Here is a 20,479-nt window from a genome sequence, read left to right on the forward strand (position 1 = left end):
AGCGACTTTTACGGCATGGGCAAAGCAGGGTTTTCCCTGCTTTTTTCATTTCCGGAACAGGTTAAATTCCTCCTTAATGCGCGTTGTGATCTGCGCATGGCTCAGGTTGCACACATCCCACAGCCGGAAATATCTGGCTCCGTAGCGGGCATATATCTCTGTCACGTCACCGCAGACCATCTCCTGCAGCATGAACGTTTCCCACTCGCCGTTCTCACTTGTTGACCAGTTGAGCGGATACATCAGGCCCAGCGCGTCATGGAACGTGTGAACGTCGATTTCTGAGGGGGCTTTAACCGCTGCTTTCTGCCGGCTCAGCCAGTATTCGCGCTCTGATTCTGCTGTAGCCAGCATTCCCGGATGGGCTGAGGATTCGGTCAGGTGTAAGTTCAAACGTCTCTCCTTATGTGGATCACCGGCGGCCCCCGGACCGCCAGATGTTGGGTAAAAAAAGCAGACTCATGGCATATGGGGTTCAGCACGCATTGAGTCAGCAATGTATTTGCGTGCGTCATTCCACGCTTCCTTACCGGTATCACCATAAAGAAGCTCAACGAGTTTCCGGGACTGCAGCCACGGTTGAGCAAGGCCGAAATGCACCTGCAGAACGTCCGCGTGCCAGTCAACCACTCCCGCCCCCAGGACGTTATCAGCCATACGCATCAACGTTCCCCATACCAGTTCACTTCTTTCGCTTTCTCTCAGGCGCTTGTTTTTAAGCTCCGCCAGATACATAAGGAGGCTTTTTTGCTCGCTAATCGCGTTGGCCAGAAGGTTTTCAACCCATCTTTCGGTAGATTCTTTGGTGGCGGTTTTGACGTTGACGTTCTGTGTGTTCATTCTGCTTTTCCTCTGGTCTGGTGGTTAATCCATCTCTCGGTGAGTTCCCTGGCGGCAAAGGGCAAAGGAGCAACGTCGTAAGGAGGAGAACAAGGGGCGGAGACAAAAAGTTTTTGCGGTCCCTGGCAAAAAGTTTTTGGCGGAGTTTATTTACCCCTTGGATGACGACACGGCGGTGCTACGACCAGCCCTCCGCCGGGGAACGGACGAGAGATGACTCACCAGGGGAAGGGATGAGAATGAACACACCCGACACGACGGAACGGCGTGGCGCCATCAGAGTGCCGGCATCGCCGGCACGGTGAAAGCGGCGCGACCGTTCCGGTCGCAGCAAGCGCTGCCGTTGACCTCAGACATCAGACACTAGCCGACAGGCCCGAAACCGCCTGGCGGGTTCGGCGGAGCTTACCGCGTCTTTTCGCGGTTAGCGGAGTGTGGCTCGACGACTGAACCGCGCCAGCGGGTCAGGAGCCGAAGGTGTCCAGTGTTGTTATGCCTTTGACGTTAAGGCCTTAGAGGGTTTAACAGCAAAGACACAGCAGGGAGAAGAAGCAGGAAGACAGCGGGCAGCAAACAGGGAAGATGCGGAGAGGAAATGCGGGCGGCGCGTCAGCGCGGCCCGGTTTTCCCGCCGTGCAGCACGGAACAGGGAAAAATAGCCTTTCCCGGTAATAGCTAATGGATGCGTACATTAGCATTAACATGACCAGAGGGATGGAAAAGGGGCTACCGTCCTGCTCTGTTCCCCGCAGGGGAACTGCCCTTACCGGAAGTTGAGGCGCGCGGTCGCATCGGAAAGGAAAAAGGGGCTACCGGTGAACCGGCAACCCCTTCATAAAGGCGCTTCAGGCATGACAGACATCATCTCCCCTTAATGGCGGGGGTTTCCCCCCGCCGGGGTTAGCTACTTAGCGGATTCGTAAGCCATAAAAGCCGCCACCTCCCTGTTCGTGTCCCTGTACCGGATTTCACAGAGTGATTTCCGGGTGAGGTAAGTGAATATCAACAGTGTGAGGCACACTATTAATACGCACCCGAGCAGAGTGTTTCGCGGCAGTTTCATGGCCTTCTTCTCCTTGCCTCGCGGCATCTAAGAGGCTATCCTGATGTTGTCTAGGCATACAGGTGGCCTCGTGGGTTAATGAAAATTAACTACGGGGCTTTCTGCTTTCTGCCACACAACACGGTAACAAACCACCTTCACGTCATGAGGCAAAAAGCCTCAAGCGCCACCGCCAGTATACCTTACCCGCTGCCATACTGACCAGGCATCGCGCCATCATCGTTCTGATTTGCCGCGAAAATACCCGGGTCTGCTCTCAAGCTCCCGCTCGATCAGCTCGTCGGCAAACAAGGGCGCAATCCTGTTGATGCGGCGAACCAGATTCCGGTGGCGGGCGGCGGCTTTCCGCTCGTCGCTCCAGCGCTTAATCTGCCTCTCGTCCAGAAAATCCACGCATACCGCATATCCCGCGCCCGCCACCCAGCAAGACATCACTTCTTCAGGTGCCGCCTGCCCTGCCTCCACGACAACGGAAACCAGCTCCTGTGGACCCGGGCAGGGCCTGTGCGGCAGTTTCCAGCGCAGGGAATAGCGCCACTTCATCCGTGGCTCCGGTGTGTCAGCTTGTTCGGGACCTGCCAGCGTTCTGCCTGACGCACAGACTCCGGCGTCTCTCTCACAATGAAGCTGATTTCATGCATGACACCATACAGCGGCTCCCCGGCATCCCGCAGCCAGTCCAGAGAGGCCAGCGAGGCATATCGCGATCGCCAGTGCCAGAAGGCAGGGGCAAACTCACGCGCGTCAAACTCACCGGCCCACCGGCGGTACCAGCTGATGACCGTTTCCGGTGACTGGAAATTCAGCTCCGTGACGGCCTGTCCCAGCAGGTTCTGCCGTAATCGCCAGTGATGCACCATTGCGCGTTCTTCCCGACGCATCTTACGGGTAAAGGCGAGGCTGCTGCGCTGTTTCCGGCGCTCAGTCCGGCTGTGCTGCACCTCGGGGAACAGTTCGGCCTGAACATCAACCGGCAGCGGCAGCGGGCAGCACTCCCCGTGACTGGCAATCAGTGCATCGAGCGCCTCTTCCACCTGTTTAAGACTGCTCAGACGATGTTTCGGGTCCCAGTTCAGGCCGGGAATGCGCTGCGCCACGGTCGTGTTCATACGGCTGTTCCCGGTCAGCAGGCGCAGGAAAGTACGCACGTGTGGCGCTGCAGACAGACGAGCACCGCGCTGGCGGGCATTCTCCACGGTCATGATGGCCTGCAGCGCAGCCTGCCGGGCAGGCTGCAGGGTGACAAGGGAACGGGACGAAGGGATCATTGTGCGCCCTCCTGTTCCAGCGTACTGATGATACTGGCGCAGGAATATCCGTCAGTATCGAGACACGCTATCAATGCCAGCGTGTGGGAGATCAACTCCGGGTTAAATGCTTCCATGCTGCGAACAACAGAGAACGGCTGGCCACCACGTGTCACAAAGACGATCATCCAGCGCTCACTCAACTCTCCGGGGCTGCAGACAGCGACATCAAAATGGCAATGGGCCGGAGAAAAGCGGATCTGAACCGGGAAAAAACCGCCAAACTCACTGCGATATTCACCGTTCACGGACCAGCCTGACGGCAGATGCAGAACACGCATCACAGCATGGGTCAGCTCACGGCGAAAATCTTCACCGGCAGCGCGGTAATCTTCCAGCTCGTCGATGGACATGGTTTTCAGGACGTCCAGAGTCAGTAACGTTTTCATTTTCAGTCTCCTTATCGCCGCCCCGCAGGGCGGCGTCTCCGTTATCAGGCAGCGTGTGAAGTCGGTTCGTCAGTGTCCGGGGCAGCATGTGCATCGTCCGGCTTTGCGGCATCCGGGGACTGCATCCAGCCCGGTACCCAGCGGGAGCCGGAGAGCCATTGTTCCGCATGGCTGGCAGCATCACCCTTCTTCATTTTTTCGGCATCCGAGGCGGCTCCGGTCAGCCCGGCCTCCTTCAGCGCCGCCACAATCTGGGCCTTGCTGAGCAGCCCGAGGAAGTTATCCGCTGTCGGCTGCCACCAGTCGCGCAGATGAAATCCCAGCGCCGCCTCCACGCCATCGAGGTCACTGCGGCGGGTATGTCCACATTCACGGGTCTGGACACCGTCTACGGAACAGGCAGTACAGAAGGCCATCAGCGACATCAGGGTCTGTCCGTCGAGGGTAAAGAAGGTGGTGAAATCTTTCTGCCACCCCTCCGGCAGCAGGGCTTCCAGACGGGCTTTCTCCTGCATCAGATACCGCCATGCCTGACCTTCCTCTCCGGTCGGGGCTTCACTGGTCAGGCCGCTGTGATGCACCTCAAGGCGCAGGACGAACGGATGCCGGGTGGTGGTGCAGTAGTCAAACACGCAACTGCACAGCCGCCAGACCATCAGGGCCACGGCTTTCTGTGGCTGCTTAACCAGTTCGGCCTGAACCGCCAGTGTCCTTTCTGAAGACATTTTTTTCAGCAACGGTACGCTGATGCCCTCTGCCGCATCCGGGATACTGCGGGTGACCACATGTACGGCAGCCTGATCGCCACCGTGTTCCCCGACGTCAGAGACCGCCGTCTGGATCTTCTTCTGGACACCACGCTGGACGCAAAGCTCACCGTCATACAGACTGACCACCACGCCACAGGCCGCTTTCTGCTCCGGTGTCCACGCCCGAACTGACGCCGCATTTTCAATCTCATCAATCAGCACCTGAATCGCGGCTTCATCCTCAAAAGTTTCTGTTGCCTCCAGCGTGGCGTACAGTTCATCAAGACGCTGCAGCTCCTCAGCGCTGAATTCCCCCTCCGGCGCCGGCAGCACCAGATAATGCTCGCGGTCATCGCCGTAGTTTCTGACGGATCCCTCACGAGCCAGTGACCATGACCAGCCTTCCTGTTGTTCGATGGCCAGCGCAGCCGCCGCCAGCTTCTCCTGAACCAGACGCTCAACCAGTACCCCGTCAGCCGTTCCGTCTCCCTCCTGGGCGCTGAACAGATCCTCACGCACCACGCCCCCGGCGGCCTCATACGCTTCACGACCGATAAACACGAAGCGGGAGTGGGTTACGGCGATTTCCGTATCCGTGATGGCCCGCTTCAGCAGGTGAGCGGGTGTGCTGCCGTATGAGGTTTTCACCTGGTCATACACCTGCACCTGACGTGCCGGGTCGCTCTCCAGACTCAGGGCCTGACACTGCTCCACGTCGAGTTTGTCCTCTGCCAGCAGGGTGATCAGTTCCGGGGCGAGGTTTGCCAGCTTCAGCATCCGCTGAACGTGACGGGCACTGTAGCCCAGCAGGTCCCCGATTTGAGCCGGGGTTTTCCCCTCTTCTGACAGGGTGCGGAACCCGCTGATTTGCTCTGCCGGATGCATGGCCACCCGCTGGTTGTTCTCGACCATCGAGGCAACCATCGCCATGTCGTCACTGACACGCTTGGCGACAACGAGATACCCGGCATCGATGCGCTGCTCGCTGAGCAACTGTTGCAGGGCGGCAAGACGGCGGCCACCTGCAGCCACCCCTGACATACCGTCCGGCAGCGAGTGAACCACCAGATTCTGGATCAGGCCGATCGCCATGATGGAGTCAGCCATCTCCCGGACACTGTCAGCCGGATAGGGGATCGTGCGAACGTTCAGCGGGGATTTGACCAGCGCCGACAGCGGCACCATCTCAACCTGAGCAGCCTCAAGCGCGGCTTTCAGGGCGGCGGATTCGGCAGGGTTCACCGATTTTTTGCTGGTTTTAACCGGCGCTTTTGCTTTAGACTCGGTCACTGACATAATTGATTTCTCTCCGATATTGGTTAATGTCTGCCGGGCAGACCCATCTGCCCGGCACCTATTACGGCTTATTGCGTTTTGCGTAGTCCGTAGTCCCGGATGTAACGGTTCATCATGTCCTCGCCGCCCGGTTCAAAATTCCAGACGCGCCAGATCATGCTGCCGTCATCCTGATGACGGACGACAAGGCGAAAATGGGTCCCCTGGTCATCTTCAATCGCCACATTCTGATACTGCGCTGCGACAACCTGAGCCTGCTCGCGGGTAAACGTGCCATCCGGCAGGGATTCAAGCGGGGACAAAACGTTATGGTCCATGTGTTTCTCCTTTTCTGCCCCGCCTGAACGGGGCGTCTTCATCGTGGTTTAAAAGGGCGCGTCATCATCTATTGGTGGGAAATCATCCGGGAGTGGCTGAGGCGGTTGCTGAGACGGATCCGCATCCTGACGGCCTTTCTTACCGCCCTTCGCTTTCGGGGATTTAGCCGGGGCCTGAGCAGGTTGTGCCGGGGCGGCAGGACTCTGCGGCTGCGCGGCGCTCTCAGGCACGCCGGATTCACGGCGGCCGCCGAGCATCTGCAGGGTGCCGTTCTGGCCGACCAGCACCTCGGTGACGTAGCGCGTGACTCCGGCATCGTCCTGCCAGTTGCGGGTGCGCAGCTGGCCCTCGATGTAGACCTGCGCGCCTTTACGCAGGTATTCACCCGCCACTTCCGCGAGCTTGCCGAAGATCACCACACGGTGCCATTCGGTGTTTTCGCGCATCTCTCCCGTCTGCTTGTCACGCCATGTTTCAGACGTGGCCAGCGTCAGATTGGCCACTGCGCCCCCGTTGGGCATGTAACGCACGTCCGGGTCCTGTCCCAGATGTCCGACCAGAATGACTTTGTTAACGCCACGTGCTGCCATGATGAATCTCCTTACTCTGTTGTTTTGTCTTTAAAAACCATCACCCGTTGAGTTGCCGGGGCCGCGGTTTTGACTTTGTGCGGGGACCTGCTGAACCTGCCCCCTGGTTGTTACCTTCACCCGTTTGAGAGCCGTTCGCCGCAAGGGCAAAGACGCCACGGCCTGACGCATCTGTCCGGGGCAGGACACAAAAGTTTTTGCGGTTCCATGCAAAAAGTTTTGTGGACTGTTCATTACACCCTGGACAGCCAATGCGACAGGTTGTGGCTATGTCAGCCCGGGCGAATGGACTCAATCGGGTGATTCGGGTACCAGGGGAAAGGAGCAGGCACCCGCCGCAACGACGGAACGCGCGGGCGCGAAACGGCGTTGCCCTGCAGAGTGCCGGCAATCCTTCGCCGGCACGGTGAAAGCGGCGCGACCGGAACGGTCGCAGCAAGCGCTGCCGTTGACACTGGACATCAGACACTAGCCGGCAGGCCCGAAACCGCGTAGCGGGTTCGGCGGAGCTTACCGCGTCTTTTCGCGGTTAGCGGAGTGTGGCTCGACGACTGAACCGCGCCAGCGGGTCAGGAGCCGAAGGTGGCCCCGGGGCAGATTGTGTGAAAAGAAAGTTAAACAGAGGAAGAGCTGCAGCAAGGTGGAGAGTACCGGTAGGTCTGGTCAGGTCAGGTCAGGTCAGGTCAGGTCAGGTCAGGTCAGGTCAGGACTGAGATTCTCCCTTCTCTTTTCTGTACTGAACAACGCAGTACCAGGCAGAAGCCAGGAAAGCGAAAACGGTGATCAGGACACGAAATTCGTCACCCGGCTCTTTCCCCTGCAGCATCAGCGTTATGATGATGCCGGCAACGATAATCCACGCCATGCCACTCCAGAGGCGCAGCTTATCCGCCACGACATTAATCAGAACAAAAGCAACGGCCAGGATAGCCCCCCACAGAGCCGGAACAGGCTGAAACGGAATAAAAAACAGATTAATACCGGTTAAAAGCGTCACGGCAGCTGCTGACTGTTCAGTCGATGTACGCGGAGCCGTTCATGGAAATATTCGCTCAGGTGTTCAGGCTGTTCCCGTTCAACAAGTTCCGGCACGACGGGCTTGCTCATCCTTTCCTGCCAGGCGACAGCAGCGGCCACCTTATCGACGGCAACGTTGTCCTGCTCCTCTTTTGGAAAAGAGGCGATATTCCACTTTGACATATGTATCACCGGTCTGCTTTACAGGAATATATCCCTGATAATACGCGTATTCCCGGGCAACGGCGACTGACAACGGAGAGGAGAGTGCGCGGCGCCGGAGGCGCGGCGATGTATCTCTCCGGCACGCGCAGCCTGCCAGGGTTTTGCGCGCGGGCTGACAGGTGCCCTCCGGCCCGGACGCCTGTCATCGAGCTTACTGATTACTGCCCTTTACCGCCCTGTAAGATGAAGTGCCCGCCGATGTAGACGGCACACTGGCAGGTCATGTAATAGCAGATTTCATCCATCACCTGGGCGGTGGTCAGTTCCCGCTGACCGGCATCGCGGCGGCGGGCATTCATCAGGGCTTTGTACTGTCGCAGGATATCGCGGCTTTGTGGTGCAAGTTTCATGTGCTTTCTCCTTAACCGGCGGGCTTCCCCGCCGGATAGTAATCAGTTGCTGAATACATAGCCTTCATGGAAGACATAGCCGCTGCTGAACAGATCCCGCGCGTAAGCCTCATAATCGAAATAGACGCGCAGGAATTCAGGCACCTCGTTTAACAGGCCGTGATCCTCCACAAAGCCATAAGCAAAATCCTCCTCGCTTTCAGCCTCGCCACAATACGCATCATCAAAGGCGTCATAGTCGCACTCGCCGGTATATTCCGCCCAGGCCACAAACGCGGCGGCGCGTCCTTCGTCCTGCGCCTGCCGGAATGCCTCGATAAACGCCCACTTAACAGAGGATTCAGAGGCAAACTGAGACGGGATCCCTTCCCAGTCCTGAAACATAAACTCGGGGTCATCCTCTGCGGCATGCAACGCCCGGCAGGCGTCATAAAATTCGTCTTCGTCGTCGAAATCGGTTAAATCAAACCATTTGCCAAAAATACTGCCGCCGTTGTACTGGTGATATGTGCCCACGTAGACGGCCGGAACGGTTACTGATGAATTCATTTTTTCGTCTCCCTGCGGGGCGGCATGGCCGCCCCGGTCGTTAATCAGTCCAGCGCGGCGTAAATGGCACTGCATTCCGGGTGAAAGGTAATGTGATTCCAGAGCTGGGCATCACGCAGCATATAAAGGCGGGTCAGGGCCGGATTACTGCTGTCATGATTTGCCGCCAGACGACGGTTAACGGCCAGCGATGTCAGAATAATGCCCGCTGCGTCGGCGTTCACAATGCGGTCAAACCAGTTTTCACTGTTGACCAGATGAACCCGGCCACAATCCGGCATCATGTAACCGCCGCCCTCTGGCAGCCGGATAAAGTGCCAGAACTCACTGCTGTATTCAGGCATCCATTGTTTCGCCAGCGCATACACCTGCAATTCTGCGAGCATGAAATCCGTGCCGAACAGGTACGGCATAAAAGACAGGCGGCCACACTCTTCAACATTCAGGACGGGGCGTGTTGTCACATACTGCATGGTAAATCCTCCGTAATGACATGGACTGCGGCACCGGGTTGTGCCGTGCCGACACGTCAGCCCGGCGGAAAGCGGAAGATGCAGGGGCGACACCGGAGGCCGCAGCGCAGATAAAGCGCGAAGCGGGTCTGGACGGTTTTCGAGCGAAACCTGAGCGAGAAAACGACGGGAAGAACGGCGAGCATCATAAAAAAACTGCGACCGGGTGAGGATGGCGGCGTCAGCGCACCCTTGCATCTGCAGCGGCCGGGCTATAGTGAAGGCACGGCACAGGCCGCACACGGTACAGCGATAACTGAGGGTTGTTTTCACTCAAAAGGCCCGGAAACCGGGCCGGGTAGATGCTGAGCCGACAAGGTGACATCCTTATCGCACCGGACCTCCTGCGCCAGCTGGCTGACAAGGGAGAGGTCCCCTCCTCCCCTGACATTCTGGCCCGTAACATCAGAGATCTGAAGGCTCGGGCCTCTCTGACCACGTCACTTAAAGCCCGGCGATCAAACCGACGGCGGACCGGATCGTCTCTGAAACGCAGCAGACCAGTGATAACCCCTGCGCCCTCAATGGTTTCCTGCCGCTCGTTAACCAGGATGAGCAGAACCAGGCAGAATCGTCTACCTGGATGGGGTCAGTTAAATTGATACTTGTTTTGTACAGAGACTACTGCATTGCGGCCTGACCGCTTTGCTACGTAGAGAAATTCATCTGCGCGTCTGAGTAACTCATTAATATCTTCACCGAAATATTGGGAAGACGCCACTCCTGCTGATAATGTCAAATGTCCCACAAAGGGAAAAATAGTGGTTTCAGTTTGCTTTCGGATACGCTCTGCAATATCAATTACTTCATCAGATTTTTTTTCAGGTATAACGACTACAAACTCTTCACCGCCAAATCGACAGATAAAGTCGTTTTCCCGGCATATTTCCTTCAAAAGAGTCGCAAGCTCTTGCAGCACCTTATCTCCAGCATCATGCCCGAATCGGTCATTTACTTGTTTAAAGTGATCTATATCAATTGCAATAATGTTTACTTGCTTTCCTGAGGAAATGGACTCATACATTTTCTCAAAACCGCGTCTGTTGTAGAGCCCTGTAAGTGGATCTTTTATCGCCTGCTCGCTGAAGGCTTTGAGTTTCGTCTGGGTTGATATTAAATTTTGTTTTACCGCCTCTTTGAGCTCCTGAGCTTCATAGTACCAACCCTTGATATTTTGTAGTACAGAAGGATCGCTACGCTGGCTACTACCAGCCTTTACAGCATTTGCCAGCCGCTCCAGGGGGGTAGCGACTAGTGTACCAAGATATATCATTAAAATAGCGACAAAAAATACGACGAGGGTAATGAATCCAACGATCTTTTTTACCGAATGGTTGACTAACGCATCGACCTCCTTTTCACTTCCGGAAATCCAGATACTCCAGTCAGTTTGTCTTAGTCGTGCAAACCCAGCGACATAATCCCTATTATTATTAGCTAAACTGAGCTTACCACTTTGCGAGGAGTTAAGTTGATAATGAATTTCAGGGGAAATATTTTCAACAGTACCCACTGTATCAGGATCATGACTAAACACCACCATACCATTGCCATCAACTATTTTTACGTCAGTCTCTGGGGGATAAAAATGCTGACTTAAAATATCACTTAATATACTATGTTTTTTTAAATAAATTGTCCCGCCCATATACCCAAGATAAACCCCATGTTCAGAAAAAATAGGTTGTGAAAGAAAAACAACATAATTTCCGGAAGCCGAAATAAACGGCTCAGAAATGGAAGCTACCTGATTTTTTACAGCTCTGATACTGGCATCTGAAGTCAGTATCTTTCCAACTAAACCCAGACTTTCAGGCGAGGTTGCTCTTACAACCCTCTCGCTGTTAACAATGACAACTGAATTAAAAAAGCCAGACTGTAGCCTCAAACGATCCGCCTCACGTACTAGTTCGTCGGAAGCTGAAAGATCGTGGATCTGCCCAGAACTCCACCTCAGCTCACTTTGCGCAATCGTCAGGTACCGATCTGTAGTGTCGGCCAGCTTACGAGCGTATGCGATGTTATTCTGAACCGTACTTTCTTCTATGCTGTCTCTCTGAAACACAATCATTATGCATAACAGCATGGTTCCGGTAAGCACTACAGCGCCTGTAGAAAGGGCTGTAATGAGAGTACGAAGACGAATTTTGTAGTTATTCATGTGTTAATACGAAGACGAATTTTGTAGTTATTCATGTGTTAAGATGATTGTTGTCAGCCTTTAACCGTCTACCACCTTTGCATGACCAGTATCTTTTTTCAATAACGGTATAAATTAAAAGTCTGGTTGTTTTCTGATTCTCATTGCCCAGCCTCAGTCTTAGCTATGAAAGGAGGCCTCAACATTACAAGTGGAAGCTAAGAGAATTCTCCCATAGCCACAAGCACATAGGGCAGCATTGTGCTTGTGGGGAGTCATATTTTCTGCTTATTTGATACTCTGTAGAGCTGGCGTAACACTGATACTTATCCAGTATGTTATTAATACAGTACAGCTGCACAAAGCCGCTACGTGCGAAAAGTGGTCTTTTGCTAATTTAAAAAAAAAAGATAATTGGTATGCTTTGACTGGCCGTCCTACGAAAACCTCACAACAGGAAAGATAAGATGAAACAGGTCAGGATTTATACACTCAAAGATACACAGTCAGCAGAAATTTATTTTCACAGACACTGGCCCCGGCACATGGTCTCCCTTCCCGCTTTTAATATATATGTAAATCATGTCTATCTGGGGAATGAATGTCAGGTTATTGCAACAGTGACTTATCAGAAAGACGCTGATATACAGGCTATAAATCAGAAGTACATGAAAAGCGATGCGTTCATGTCTGACATGGAAGGTTTCGACATGTCTTCTATCCTCCGGGTGGATGAAATCAGCATTAAAGAAGCACTTTTCTGACACTACGACTTTCTTAGCCTGATGCAGGGAGATTCTTCACAATCAGTGAAATGAATAAACAAGAATTAACCTGCAATAAACGCGGGCGTAAGGCAAAACATCCACCAGTTCCGCTATTCGCTTTGAGTTCAATTTATGGATGTAATATACTTATTGGACCGCTCTGCGGATGATTCATAATCTGGCGTTTTTCTGAGCCTTTCGTTGAGCTGTCGGGTAACACAGATAAGTCTTTGCTGGCTGTGAGAAACAGAGATCGTAACGCGATTGTCGCGATTAAAGGTCCAGACCAAAGGGAGGGCACGTGTAAAGCAAAGCCTGCGTCCTCTACATCGTCGCTTTAACAGCAGTCCGTCATATGGCAGGCCGTTAGATATCTCGTTCTGAGCATTACCGACGCTCAGGTTTGTCACTCGCCACAGAAATACCAACATACATACCGATACCCCACATAAGCTGTGAAAGCACAAATATACACTGAGATATATCAACAATCAGCAAAGGAAGAAGAGCAACCGTCACGATCAATATCAGGCGGCTACCGAACTTCCGGCGCACAGGCTCAGCGGCGTCAACCGGGACTCCTGTATATCGCAGAACATGCCTTAAACTCGCGTTCATAACCACTCCACTCAAAACAAATACTCTGTACTTCAGTATATTACACTTTGCTAGATAACGGTTCTCCTGACATGACAAGATCCTTATGGATTTTAGTGACAGTATCAACGGTACTCTTTTGTCATGTGTAGGATTTCTGTGTTGTTGTAGCTTATGAGCGAAAGCAGAAGTCCAGGTTGACAGCCCCAGCCAGTGCCCATGGTGAAATCTGATATATCTCACCAGTCAAAGGTGATTCATGCCAGTAAAAAACACTGAACGCACGTAGACACCCCAAATGTAAGCTGACATCTCTTTATTTCTGACTTATAATTTTTAGAAGGTGATGGCGTTCCACCTTTCCCAACCGCCCCGTCCGGGGCTGATGACGCCTGATATGACTCTTGATTTTCAGGAGGTATGTCAGGTCGTCCCTAAATCCCATCGACCTGTCTGCTTCCCTTAACGGGGATATTCTTTTGATTAATGTATTTGGTCACCTTAATCCTGACAGCGACGCTGTCTGCACCGCTACCGTGACGGCGGGCTGGCTCAACCGGTGTAACCGTCCTGCCCGAGCCTGGCGGCCTGGTGAAGTGAACCCTGAGACACACTATATTTTTGAAGCTGCCACGCTAACCCTACCGCCCTTGCTTGATATCTCACTGAAAGATGAACCTGTATGGCTGGTCGATTTTACCGAACCGGCTCAGGGGCCTGCTGACCTTTTTCAGAGCAATATCATCGGAATTATCGATCATCACCGGCTGGGCGGTCTGATCACCCAATTGCCGCCAGAGGTCTGGATAAAACCGGCAGGCAGCAGCGCGACAGTACTCTGGCTACTGATGGATACAGAAATGCGCCGTACGATGCCCCCGGCCCACGCTATCCTGCTTCTTGGCGCGTTGCTCAGCGACACCGTTAATCTGTGCTCTCCCACCACAACACAAGACGATATCCGTTCCGCCACTGAACTCTGCGTCCTTTCAGGGGTAAAACGCACGGCTTTTGCCCGAGGGCTCCTGACAGCTAAAACCGATATCACCGGAATGTCTGCAGAGCAGCTTCTGCATAAAGACCTTAAAGCCTTTTCGCTCGCCGGTATGAATGTTCGTATAGCGCAACTGGAGGTCAGTTCACCTGACCAGGTCACCCCTCTGCTGGATGAATTGCAAAGTGCGATGGTGCAGTTGGCAGTCATGACGGAAGCCGGGCTTATCGTGCTGATGGTCACTGATATTCATACATGCTGTTCTTCACTCTATTTTGCCGGGCCGGAGGGTATCAGCGCGGCTCCATGTTTCGTAACGGGTATGGTAAGCCGGAAGAAACAGCTTCTGCCCTGGCTCGAACACCATCTCAGTCAAAGCCGGAGATAGCCATGAAAATCTACACACATGCACTTGTTCTTGTTCAGGGGAAAGAGGATGGCGTCCCTCTTCTCGCACTGGCGACAACACTGTCCAGTATGCTGCAAATGAAAATCACCATTGCTCATATCTGTAACGACTACCGGGAGATGAACTACATATCGGACAGTCTGATGAACGATGCCGTATCGAAGGAGGTTGTCCTGGCGAAGGCGCTGCTCAGCGAGCTGACATCGTCTGTAGCTGAGCAGGTTAATGCGAGAGAACTGGTCACCATGCGGCGATTCGAAGATGTACAGAAATGTATCAACGATACCGGCGCGGACCTGGTGATAGCTGGCCACCGGAACCGTTTTATGGGAGCACTGACGTCCCGTTCGGCTGAATACGTTAACCACCTGAACGTAGACGTTTTGATTAAACATATTCATGACTGAGCTACAGGAGAACTGTATGAATTTTCTACTTGAAAAAGTCACCGCCCGCGAAATTCTTGACTCCCGCGGTAATCCCACTGTTGAGGTGGATGCTTTTACTTCTGACGGGCAGATGGCGCGAGCGTCGGTACCGTCCGGTGCCAGTACTGGCTCAAGAGAGGCAACGGAGCGCCGCGATGGGGATACAGGTCGCTTCAGCGGGAAAGGGGTCCGTGATGCCATTAAGGCCGTGGAGACAGAAATCTACGACGCAGTCAGGGGAACCGATGTGCGGGAGCAGCGGCGCCTGGATAATCTGATGCGGGAACTGGACGGCACGGAGACTAAAAGCCGGCTCGGTGCTAATGCTATTCTGGGTGTTTCGCTGGCGGTGGCCAGACTGGCTTCTCAGGTCACCCGTCAGCCACTTTACCGCTATCTCGGCGGACTCAATGCCAGTCTTTTGCCGGTTCCGTGCATGAATATTATTAATGGTGGAGTTCATGCCCGTGGTCAGGGAGCCGATTTTCAGGAATTTATGATAGCGCCGCACGGTGCATCATCGCTGACAGAGGCCATTCGTCAGGGCAGTGAGGTCTATCAGGCTTTGCGCCAGATCCTTCTGTCCCGGAACCTCTCCGCTGCGGTGGGTGATGAAGGGGGATTTGCCCCGGCCGTATCTTCGAACCGGGATCCTCTGGAATTCATTGTTCAGGCCATTGAGAAAGCCGGCTACCGTCCAGGGGAAGATATCAGCATCTGTATGGACCCCGCATCCAGCGAATTTTACCGCGACGGGAAATATCACCTACGTACCGAAAACAGCGCCCTGAGCTCAGAAGAGATGACGGATTATTATGGTGAACTGATGAGCCAGTTCCCGATTGTCCTGCTTGAAGACGGTCTTGCCGAGGATGACTGGACCGGGTGGAAATATCTGCATAATACACTTGGCGGACGAGCGGAGCTGGTCGGTGACGACCTTTTCGTCACGAATGTGAAGTATATCCAACGAGGTATTGAAGAAAACCTTGCCAGTGCAGCGCTTATCAAACTCAATCAGATTGGTACGCTGAGCGAGACATTTGATGCGGTTTCACTGTGTCATGAAAACGGATGGGGTGCCTTTATTTCGCACCGCAGCGGTGAAACCATAGATACATTTATCGCTGATATGACAGTGGCGTTGCGTGCAGGGCATCTGAAAACCGGCGCACCTTGTTGTGGTGAACGCATTGAAAAATACAATCAGCTTATGCGCATTGAGCAGGAACTGGGTAGTGACGCGCGTTATGCAGGTATTAAGGCATTTGTTCGCCGTGGATGATCGAAATCATCACGGCATCTGAGGTGCGTATGCCGGCTGAATCCGGCATACATCCTGCTTCAGAATTTATATTCACCTTGTATGGGGAGATTCTCGTTGAGTCAGTTATTGGCAATTATGATTGGTGGCGCCACTGGTTGTGTCATCCGCTGGTTTTTGGGGATTAAGCTCAACAGTTTTTACCCCTCAATTCCGCCAGGGACGCTTATGGTTAACCTAATGGGGGCTTTTATCATCGGTGCCGCAATGGCATATTTTATGCGCCACCCCCAACTTGATCCTGCATGGAAACTGTTCATCGTCACTGGGTTGTGTGGCGGGCTGACCACCTTTTCAACATTCTCTGTGGAAGTCTTCTCATTACTGCAGACGGGAAATTATTTATCGGCGCTCACATCTGTATTGGTTCACGTCGTGGGATCACTGCTTATGACAGCGGCGGGATTTTATCTGATAATGTTACTCATATGAATGTTACAGCACAACCATAGTCGGATATAACGCGACTCGCAGGCTTTATGTACGCTGTTCAATGCCCGCTTCTGGAATAGTGCGGGTATTATTATTTTGATTCACATTGAGCATCGGAACTTAGGTTTGACAATGATTGAATAACTAAAGTAGGGAGTTAGACTGACATATATTACAGGAGTACCATTGTCCACCGATGTTCTCTTATCGTCAAAAGCCGGCGGTGCTGGCTTCATATCCTAGTGCTGCCAGATGTACATCTGCCATTAATTAAATATCTGCCACTCCATAATATGTAGAAATTCTGCTTCTCTCTCTGTCCACTACTCACTAGCCATACAATGTAATTTGAGATATTCAGGAACACGATCAACCAATCGATTCAGCACACATCTATCATGTTCAGGGTCTGTCTCAGAAATGACTCAATGATTAATAGATGTGCTCAGTATTAATTTTCTCCAAAACAACAGGATGTGTGAGTAAGAAGGTCTTGGGTATAGCTCCGGTACTGACGGTGCAGATGGGACCGTGGTCCCAGGCAGCATTCCGGCGCTGACGGTAAAGGTGGGACCGTGGTCCCAGAGGCAGCATTCCGGCGCTGACCGGGAAGTTGGGACCATGGTCCCAGGCAGCATTCCGGCGCTGACGGTAAAGGTGGGACCGTGGTCCCAGAGGCAGCATTCCGGCGCTGACCGGGAAGTTGGGACCATGGTCCCAGGCAGCATTCCGGCGCTGACGGTAAAGGTGGGACCGTGGTCCCAGAGGCAGCATTCCGGCGCTGACCGGGAAGTTGGGACCATGGTCCCAGGCAGCATTCCGGCGCTGACGGTAAAGGTGGGACCGTGGTCCCAGAGGCAGCATTCCGGCGCTGACCGGGAAGTTGGGACCATGGTCCCAGGCAGCATTCCGGCGCTGACGGTAAAGGTGGGACCGTGGTCCCAGAGGCAGCATTCCGGCGCTGACCGGGAAGTTGGGACCATGGTCCCAGGCAGCATTCCGGTACTGACGGTAAAGGTGGGACCGTGGTCCCAGGCAGCATTCCGGCACTGACCGGGAAGTTGGGACCGTGGTCCCAGGCAGCATTCCGGTACTGACGGTAAAGGTGGGACCGTGGTCCCAGGCAGCATTCCGGCGCTGACCGGGAAGTTGGGACCGTGGTCCCAGGCAGCATTCCGGTACTGATGGTAAAGGTGGGACCGTGGTCCCAGGCAGCATTCCGGCGCTGACCGGGAAGTTGGGACCGTGGTCCCAGGCAGCATTCCGGTACTGATGGTAAAGGTGGGACCGTGGTCCCAGGCAGCATTCCGGCGCTGACCGGGAAGTTGGGACCGTGGTCCCAGGCAGCATTCCGGTACTGATGGTAAAGGTGGGACCGTGGTCCCAGGCAGCATTCCGGCGCTGACCGGGAAGTTGGGACCGTGGTCCCAGGCAGCATTCCGGTACTGATGGTAAAGGTGGGACCGTGGTCCCAGGCAGCATTCCGGCGCTGACCGGGAAGTTGGGACCGTGGTCCCAGGCAACATTCCGGCGCTGACCTGGAAGTTGGGACCACGGTCCCAGGCAGCATTCCGGGGCTGACCGGGAAGTTGGGACCGTGGTCCCAGAGGCAGCATTCCGGCGCTGACGGTAAAGGTGAGACCGTGGTCCCAGACTGACAGGATGAAGGCCAGTTCTGATTTACTGGCCTGAGAAAAAAACTAAAGAGATGGGGTAAAATACAGGAAACAGGCAGAAGGATAAGGCGTGTCCATTTCAGGACTTAGGCTCTTCAAGCGCCTTGAGAATGGCTTCGATCTTCTCAATGCATTCCGCAGGAAGCCGGGACCTGTCAAGGTTCAGGACCACTTTATCGCCTCTGTATAATGCTGTTGCCCCCGGAGCAAACTGATGACGTGAGCTCAGATTCACTCTTGATGCAGGAGACTTTTTTAGTACCGATGTTAAAAGACTTATGACCTCTTCTGCTTCAAAGATTACACCCGCTTTCTTCTGATCGTGGAGAGTTGCGGCCTGCTGCTTCAGTAATTCTTCTTTATCTGCAAAAGCTTTCTGAAGGGCTTCACCTGAGCGGGCAGACAGTTCACCAGGATGAGAGAAAAGGGCGACAACGGATTTCGGGAGTCTGGCCGTATTGATACAGCGAGTAATTATCTTACGAGAGATGTTTTCCGCATCGGCAAGTGCAGAAATATTTCCGGCAAACTCATTCTGGAGACGGTTTGCATAACGCTGACCACGCTCATAAGCACTCGTAGGGCGATAATCGTTGCCCAGTCTGGACAATGCCGACATCTGCTCATCGTCCAGTTCACCGACCAGAATACGATAATCACTTTCTGTCAGGATAGCGGCCTTGCGTCGACGGCTGCCATCTGCAATTTCAATGATATCGGAAACCCGACGGCCAAAAGCCGGAGTCTGCTGACCGGTCAGTAAAAATGAAGGAATGAGATCATCCAGGGCATCTTCGGTCAGTAGTTCCTGATCGCGCTCGTTACCTGACCATACCCGGGAAGCGGTTTCAACAATATCTCCCCGGAGCACCTCCAGGGTAAACTTCACTTCCCGACCACACACCGGTAACGTAATTGCATTGCCACGAGCCATAGCCCCTACACGAGCAATTAACGAATCCACCATCGGTGCAGCTGGCGCTGACGTGTCTTCAGCTGCCTGAGTATTTGCTGTATGTCTTGGAATGACAGGTGCACGCTTCATTATCTAATCTCCCAGCGTGGTTTAATCAGACGATCAAATATTTCATTACAAACAGGTTCCCAGATTGAAAGAGCATTTCGCCATGCGCCGGTCGAAGAACGTTGATCAATAGCCTGTTCGAAAACGGTTCTCATGCGGATCTGGCCTTTACCAACTTCATCGGTTTCACGTACCACATTTTTCAGGACCATGCTTCCCCATGCATCGCGAATTTGTTCTTCCATCCACGGTGACTGCGAACCATTGTTATTACTGTATTTGGTAAGCAGAATACGGACATCCGGCTCAAAGCCTTTAAGATCCACATTCCTGAGCAGATCACGAAGCATATCGAAAAACTGCAGTGCAGAAGTGTAATCGAACAGCTCTGCCGGGGTGGGAACAATCAGCACATCAGCAGCGCATACGACATTAATCGTGCCAATACCGAGGTTCGGTGCGCTGTCGATAACAATCACGTCATAGTCATGAGCAACCGTTTCAATGGCAAGACGGAGCATCAGGTGCGGGTCAGTGGGCAGTTTTCCTTCATCAAATTTGCCCATTAGCTCAGTTTCAATGCGATGAAGTGCCAGGCAGGACGGAATGATATCAAGGCCAGGCCAGCAGGTGGGTTTTATCGCATAACTGGCGTCATCCTTTTCACCAAGATAAAAGGGCAGGAGAGTATCTTCCGCATGTATATGAAGATCGGGCACCCATCCGTGATACATCGAAGCTGTGCCCTGAGGATCATTACCCTCGACAAGCAGAACGCGTAACCCTTTCAGGGCCAGGTCCTGAGCCAGGTGAACAGAAACGGAGGTTTTGTAAACCCCCCCTTTATGAGCGGCAACCCCGATCACTGGTGGGAAAGCATCTTCGGCACGGCGCAGTCGTGTACCGAACACATCCCGCATATGATTGATTTGTTCGATGGTATAACCAACGCGTTGTTCAACTCTGCCACGGGTTTCCATATCCGGGTGGGGCAACCGGCCGGCTTTCTCTGCATCCCTGATTGCCTGAGAAGAAACGCCAACCAGATCCGCCGCTTCACCTATTCTCCAGCGGCGTGTGATCTTCCTGGCTTCCGGACTGTCGTCATTAAACTGCGCAATGGCAATAGCCTTCGTCATTTCATGTCCAGCAGTAATGCACTGGTTAAGTGTGTCCATCAGTCCCATTCTGAGCATCCTTTAATCATCGCTTTGCATTATTTTATTAAATCTTGGAATTTTTTGCAAAGCAACAATAAAATCGCAAAGTCATATGAAAATTGCAAAGCTGACGGTGATGAAGGCAATAAACCGGAGAAGAGGGAGTAAATCACATACCGTAGTAAATATTTCTCACTGCCGCTCGCCGCAGTAAGCGATCTCACGTAGTGAGATCGCGGCGAGGAAGCGGAAAAGTACAGAGGCTGCACAAAGCACTAACGCTACGATGCCAGCTATTTCTCCGGATCAGTCTCTCTTCATGA

24 protein-coding genes, 1 pseudogene and 1 riboswitch are annotated in these 20,479 nt (G+C 53.4%); of the genes and pseudogenes, 5 read left to right on the top strand and 20 right to left on the bottom strand.

The genetic code is table 11. The annotated features are described in order from the left end of the window. Positions 1 to 45 precede the first annotated feature (45 nt). The 17 genes and pseudogenes from AS136_RS22160 to AS136_RS22230 form a co-directional block, all read right to left on the bottom strand. Positions 46 to 393, bottom strand: coding sequence for a hypothetical protein (locus tag AS136_RS22160; protein WP_038990975.1), 348 nt, complete (start codon positions 391 to 393; stop codon positions 46 to 48). A 66-nt stretch (positions 394 to 459) separates the two neighbouring features. Beyond that, a complete protein-coding gene (locus tag AS136_RS22165; RefSeq protein ID WP_046622824.1) occupies positions 460 to 840 on the bottom strand; it encodes a hypothetical protein in 381 nt (126 codons plus the stop codon). A 904-nt stretch (positions 841 to 1,744) separates the two neighbouring features. Then, positions 1,745 to 1,864 (bottom strand): type I toxin-antitoxin system Hok family toxin, encoded by a 120-nt coding sequence (locus AS136_RS22170; RefSeq protein WP_223156217.1) that lies wholly within the window; start codon positions 1,862 to 1,864, stop codon positions 1,745 to 1,747. Further along, complete coding sequence (locus AS136_RS29085) at positions 1,809 to 1,961, bottom strand: DUF5431 family protein (protein ID WP_224230667.1); 153 nt, start codon at positions 1,959 to 1,961, stop codon at positions 1,809 to 1,811. Before AS136_RS29085 ends, AS136_RS22170 begins: the two co-directional genes overlap by 56 nt. 158 nt (positions 1,962 to 2,119) lie before the next feature. Beyond that, complete coding sequence (locus AS136_RS22175) at positions 2,120 to 2,446, bottom strand: hypothetical protein (RefSeq protein ID WP_038992719.1); 327 nt, start codon at positions 2,444 to 2,446, stop codon at positions 2,120 to 2,122. Then, positions 2,443 to 3,171: a plasmid SOS inhibition protein A gene (locus tag AS136_RS22180; RefSeq protein ID WP_046622822.1), complete on the bottom strand. Its 729-nt coding sequence runs from the start codon at positions 3,169 to 3,171 to the stop codon at positions 2,443 to 2,445. The genes AS136_RS22175 and AS136_RS22180 overlap by 4 nt, the downstream gene beginning before the upstream one ends. Beyond that, entirely contained in the window at positions 3,168 to 3,599 is a 432-nt protein-coding gene (gene psiB / locus AS136_RS22185) for a conjugation system SOS inhibitor PsiB (RefSeq protein ID WP_038992715.1), read from the bottom strand. The genes AS136_RS22180 and psiB overlap by 4 nt, the downstream gene beginning before the upstream one ends. 44 nt (positions 3,600 to 3,643) lie before the next feature. Continuing rightward, positions 3,644 to 5,644 carry a ParB/RepB/Spo0J family partition protein gene (locus tag AS136_RS22190; RefSeq protein ID WP_046622821.1) on the bottom strand — a complete coding sequence of 667 codons (2,001 nt, stop codon included), beginning with the start codon at positions 5,642 to 5,644 and terminating at the stop codon, positions 3,644 to 3,646. Between the two features lie 68 nt (positions 5,645 to 5,712). Further along, the gene (locus tag AS136_RS22195) at positions 5,713 to 5,961 is read right to left on the bottom strand and encodes a DUF905 domain-containing protein (protein ID WP_040107914.1); all 249 of its coding nucleotides are present in this window, start codon (positions 5,959 to 5,961) and stop codon (positions 5,713 to 5,715) included. 48 nt (positions 5,962 to 6,009) lie between these two features. Then, the gene (ssb, locus tag AS136_RS22200) at positions 6,010 to 6,552 is read right to left on the bottom strand and encodes a single-stranded DNA-binding protein (protein ID WP_046622820.1); all 543 of its coding nucleotides are present in this window, start codon (positions 6,550 to 6,552) and stop codon (positions 6,010 to 6,012) included. 703 nt (positions 6,553 to 7,255) lie between these two features. Then, positions 7,256 to 7,549, bottom strand: a complete 294-nt coding sequence (locus AS136_RS22205) for a hypothetical protein (RefSeq protein ID WP_046622819.1) — start codon at positions 7,547 to 7,549, stop codon at positions 7,256 to 7,258. Then, positions 7,546 to 7,752: a DNA polymerase III subunit theta gene (locus tag AS136_RS22210; RefSeq protein WP_046622818.1), complete on the bottom strand. Its 207-nt coding sequence runs from the start codon at positions 7,750 to 7,752 to the stop codon at positions 7,546 to 7,548. Before AS136_RS22210 ends, AS136_RS22205 begins: the two co-directional genes overlap by 4 nt. A 200-nt stretch (positions 7,753 to 7,952) precedes the next feature. Further along, positions 7,953 to 8,144 carry a hypothetical protein gene (locus AS136_RS22215; RefSeq protein WP_040107911.1) on the bottom strand — a complete coding sequence of 64 codons (192 nt, stop codon included), beginning with the start codon at positions 8,142 to 8,144 and terminating at the stop codon, positions 7,953 to 7,955. A gap of 42 nt (positions 8,145 to 8,186) precedes the next feature. Continuing rightward, complete coding sequence (locus tag AS136_RS22220; RefSeq protein ID WP_046622857.1) at positions 8,187 to 8,693, bottom strand: antirestriction protein ArdA; 507 nt, start codon at positions 8,691 to 8,693, stop codon at positions 8,187 to 8,189. Between the two features lie 44 nt (positions 8,694 to 8,737). Continuing rightward, entirely contained in the window at positions 8,738 to 9,166 is a 429-nt protein-coding gene (locus AS136_RS22225) for an antirestriction protein (protein ID WP_046622817.1), read from the bottom strand. A gap of 448 nt (positions 9,167 to 9,614) precedes the next feature. Next, positions 9,615 to 9,779: pseudogene (locus tag AS136_RS29095) on the bottom strand (hypothetical protein); the annotation flags it as partial. A gap of 15 nt (positions 9,780 to 9,794) precedes the next feature. Further along, positions 9,795 to 11,366 (bottom strand): sensor domain-containing diguanylate cyclase, encoded by a 1,572-nt coding sequence (locus AS136_RS22230; protein ID WP_063267012.1) that lies wholly within the window; start codon positions 11,364 to 11,366, stop codon positions 9,795 to 9,797. Between the two features lie 446 nt (positions 11,367 to 11,812). On the opposite strand from AS136_RS22230, the gene AS136_RS22235 reads away from it, so the two are divergent. After that, positions 11,813 to 12,109, top strand: coding sequence for a hypothetical protein (locus tag AS136_RS22235; protein WP_032740681.1), 297 nt, complete (start codon positions 11,813 to 11,815; stop codon positions 12,107 to 12,109). Between the two features lie 390 nt (positions 12,110 to 12,499). Here AS136_RS22235 and AS136_RS29100 read toward each other — a convergent pair whose 3' ends face one another. Then, positions 12,500 to 12,730 (bottom strand): hypothetical protein, encoded by a 231-nt coding sequence (locus AS136_RS29100; RefSeq protein WP_032740680.1) that lies wholly within the window; start codon positions 12,728 to 12,730, stop codon positions 12,500 to 12,502. A 312-nt stretch (positions 12,731 to 13,042) separates the two neighbouring features. Beyond that, a riboswitch (Fluoride riboswitch) is annotated at positions 13,043 to 13,111 on the top strand. Positions 13,112 to 13,188: 77 nt separating this feature from the next. Between AS136_RS29100 and AS136_RS22245 the strand changes: the two genes are divergently transcribed. From AS136_RS22245 to crcB, 4 genes are all read left to right on the top strand, one after another. Further along, complete coding sequence (locus AS136_RS22245; protein ID WP_040107984.1) at positions 13,189 to 14,091, top strand: DHHA2 domain-containing protein; 903 nt, start codon at positions 13,189 to 13,191, stop codon at positions 14,089 to 14,091. 2 nt (positions 14,092 to 14,093) lie between these two features. Next, positions 14,094 to 14,519 (top strand): adenine nucleotide alpha hydrolase family protein, encoded by a 426-nt coding sequence (locus tag AS136_RS22250; protein ID WP_032740679.1) that lies wholly within the window; start codon positions 14,094 to 14,096, stop codon positions 14,517 to 14,519. A gap of 16 nt (positions 14,520 to 14,535) precedes the next feature. Next, positions 14,536 to 15,825, top strand: coding sequence for a phosphopyruvate hydratase (gene eno / locus AS136_RS22255; protein WP_063267013.1), 1,290 nt, complete (start codon positions 14,536 to 14,538; stop codon positions 15,823 to 15,825). Positions 15,826 to 15,921: 96 nt separating this feature from the next. After that, the gene (gene crcB, locus AS136_RS22260; protein WP_074446765.1) at positions 15,922 to 16,296 is read left to right on the top strand and encodes a fluoride efflux transporter CrcB; all 375 of its coding nucleotides are present in this window, start codon (positions 15,922 to 15,924) and stop codon (positions 16,294 to 16,296) included. A gap of 1,755 nt (positions 16,297 to 18,051) precedes the next feature. Here crcB and AS136_RS22270 read toward each other — a convergent pair. Further along, positions 18,052 to 19,017: a ParB/RepB/Spo0J family plasmid partition protein gene (locus AS136_RS22270; RefSeq protein WP_032740676.1), complete on the bottom strand. Its 966-nt coding sequence runs from the start codon at positions 19,015 to 19,017 to the stop codon at positions 18,052 to 18,054. Next, complete coding sequence (gene sopA / locus AS136_RS22275) at positions 19,017 to 20,183, bottom strand: plasmid-partitioning protein SopA (protein ID WP_000523815.1); 1,167 nt, start codon at positions 20,181 to 20,183, stop codon at positions 19,017 to 19,019. The genes AS136_RS22270 and sopA overlap by 1 nt, the downstream gene beginning before the upstream one ends. Positions 20,184 to 20,479: the final 296 nt, after the last annotated feature.

It is taken from the genome of Klebsiella sp. D5A (assembly GCF_001620885.1).
Taxonomy (GTDB): Bacteria; Pseudomonadota; Gammaproteobacteria; order Enterobacterales; family Enterobacteriaceae; genus Klebsiella; species Klebsiella variicola.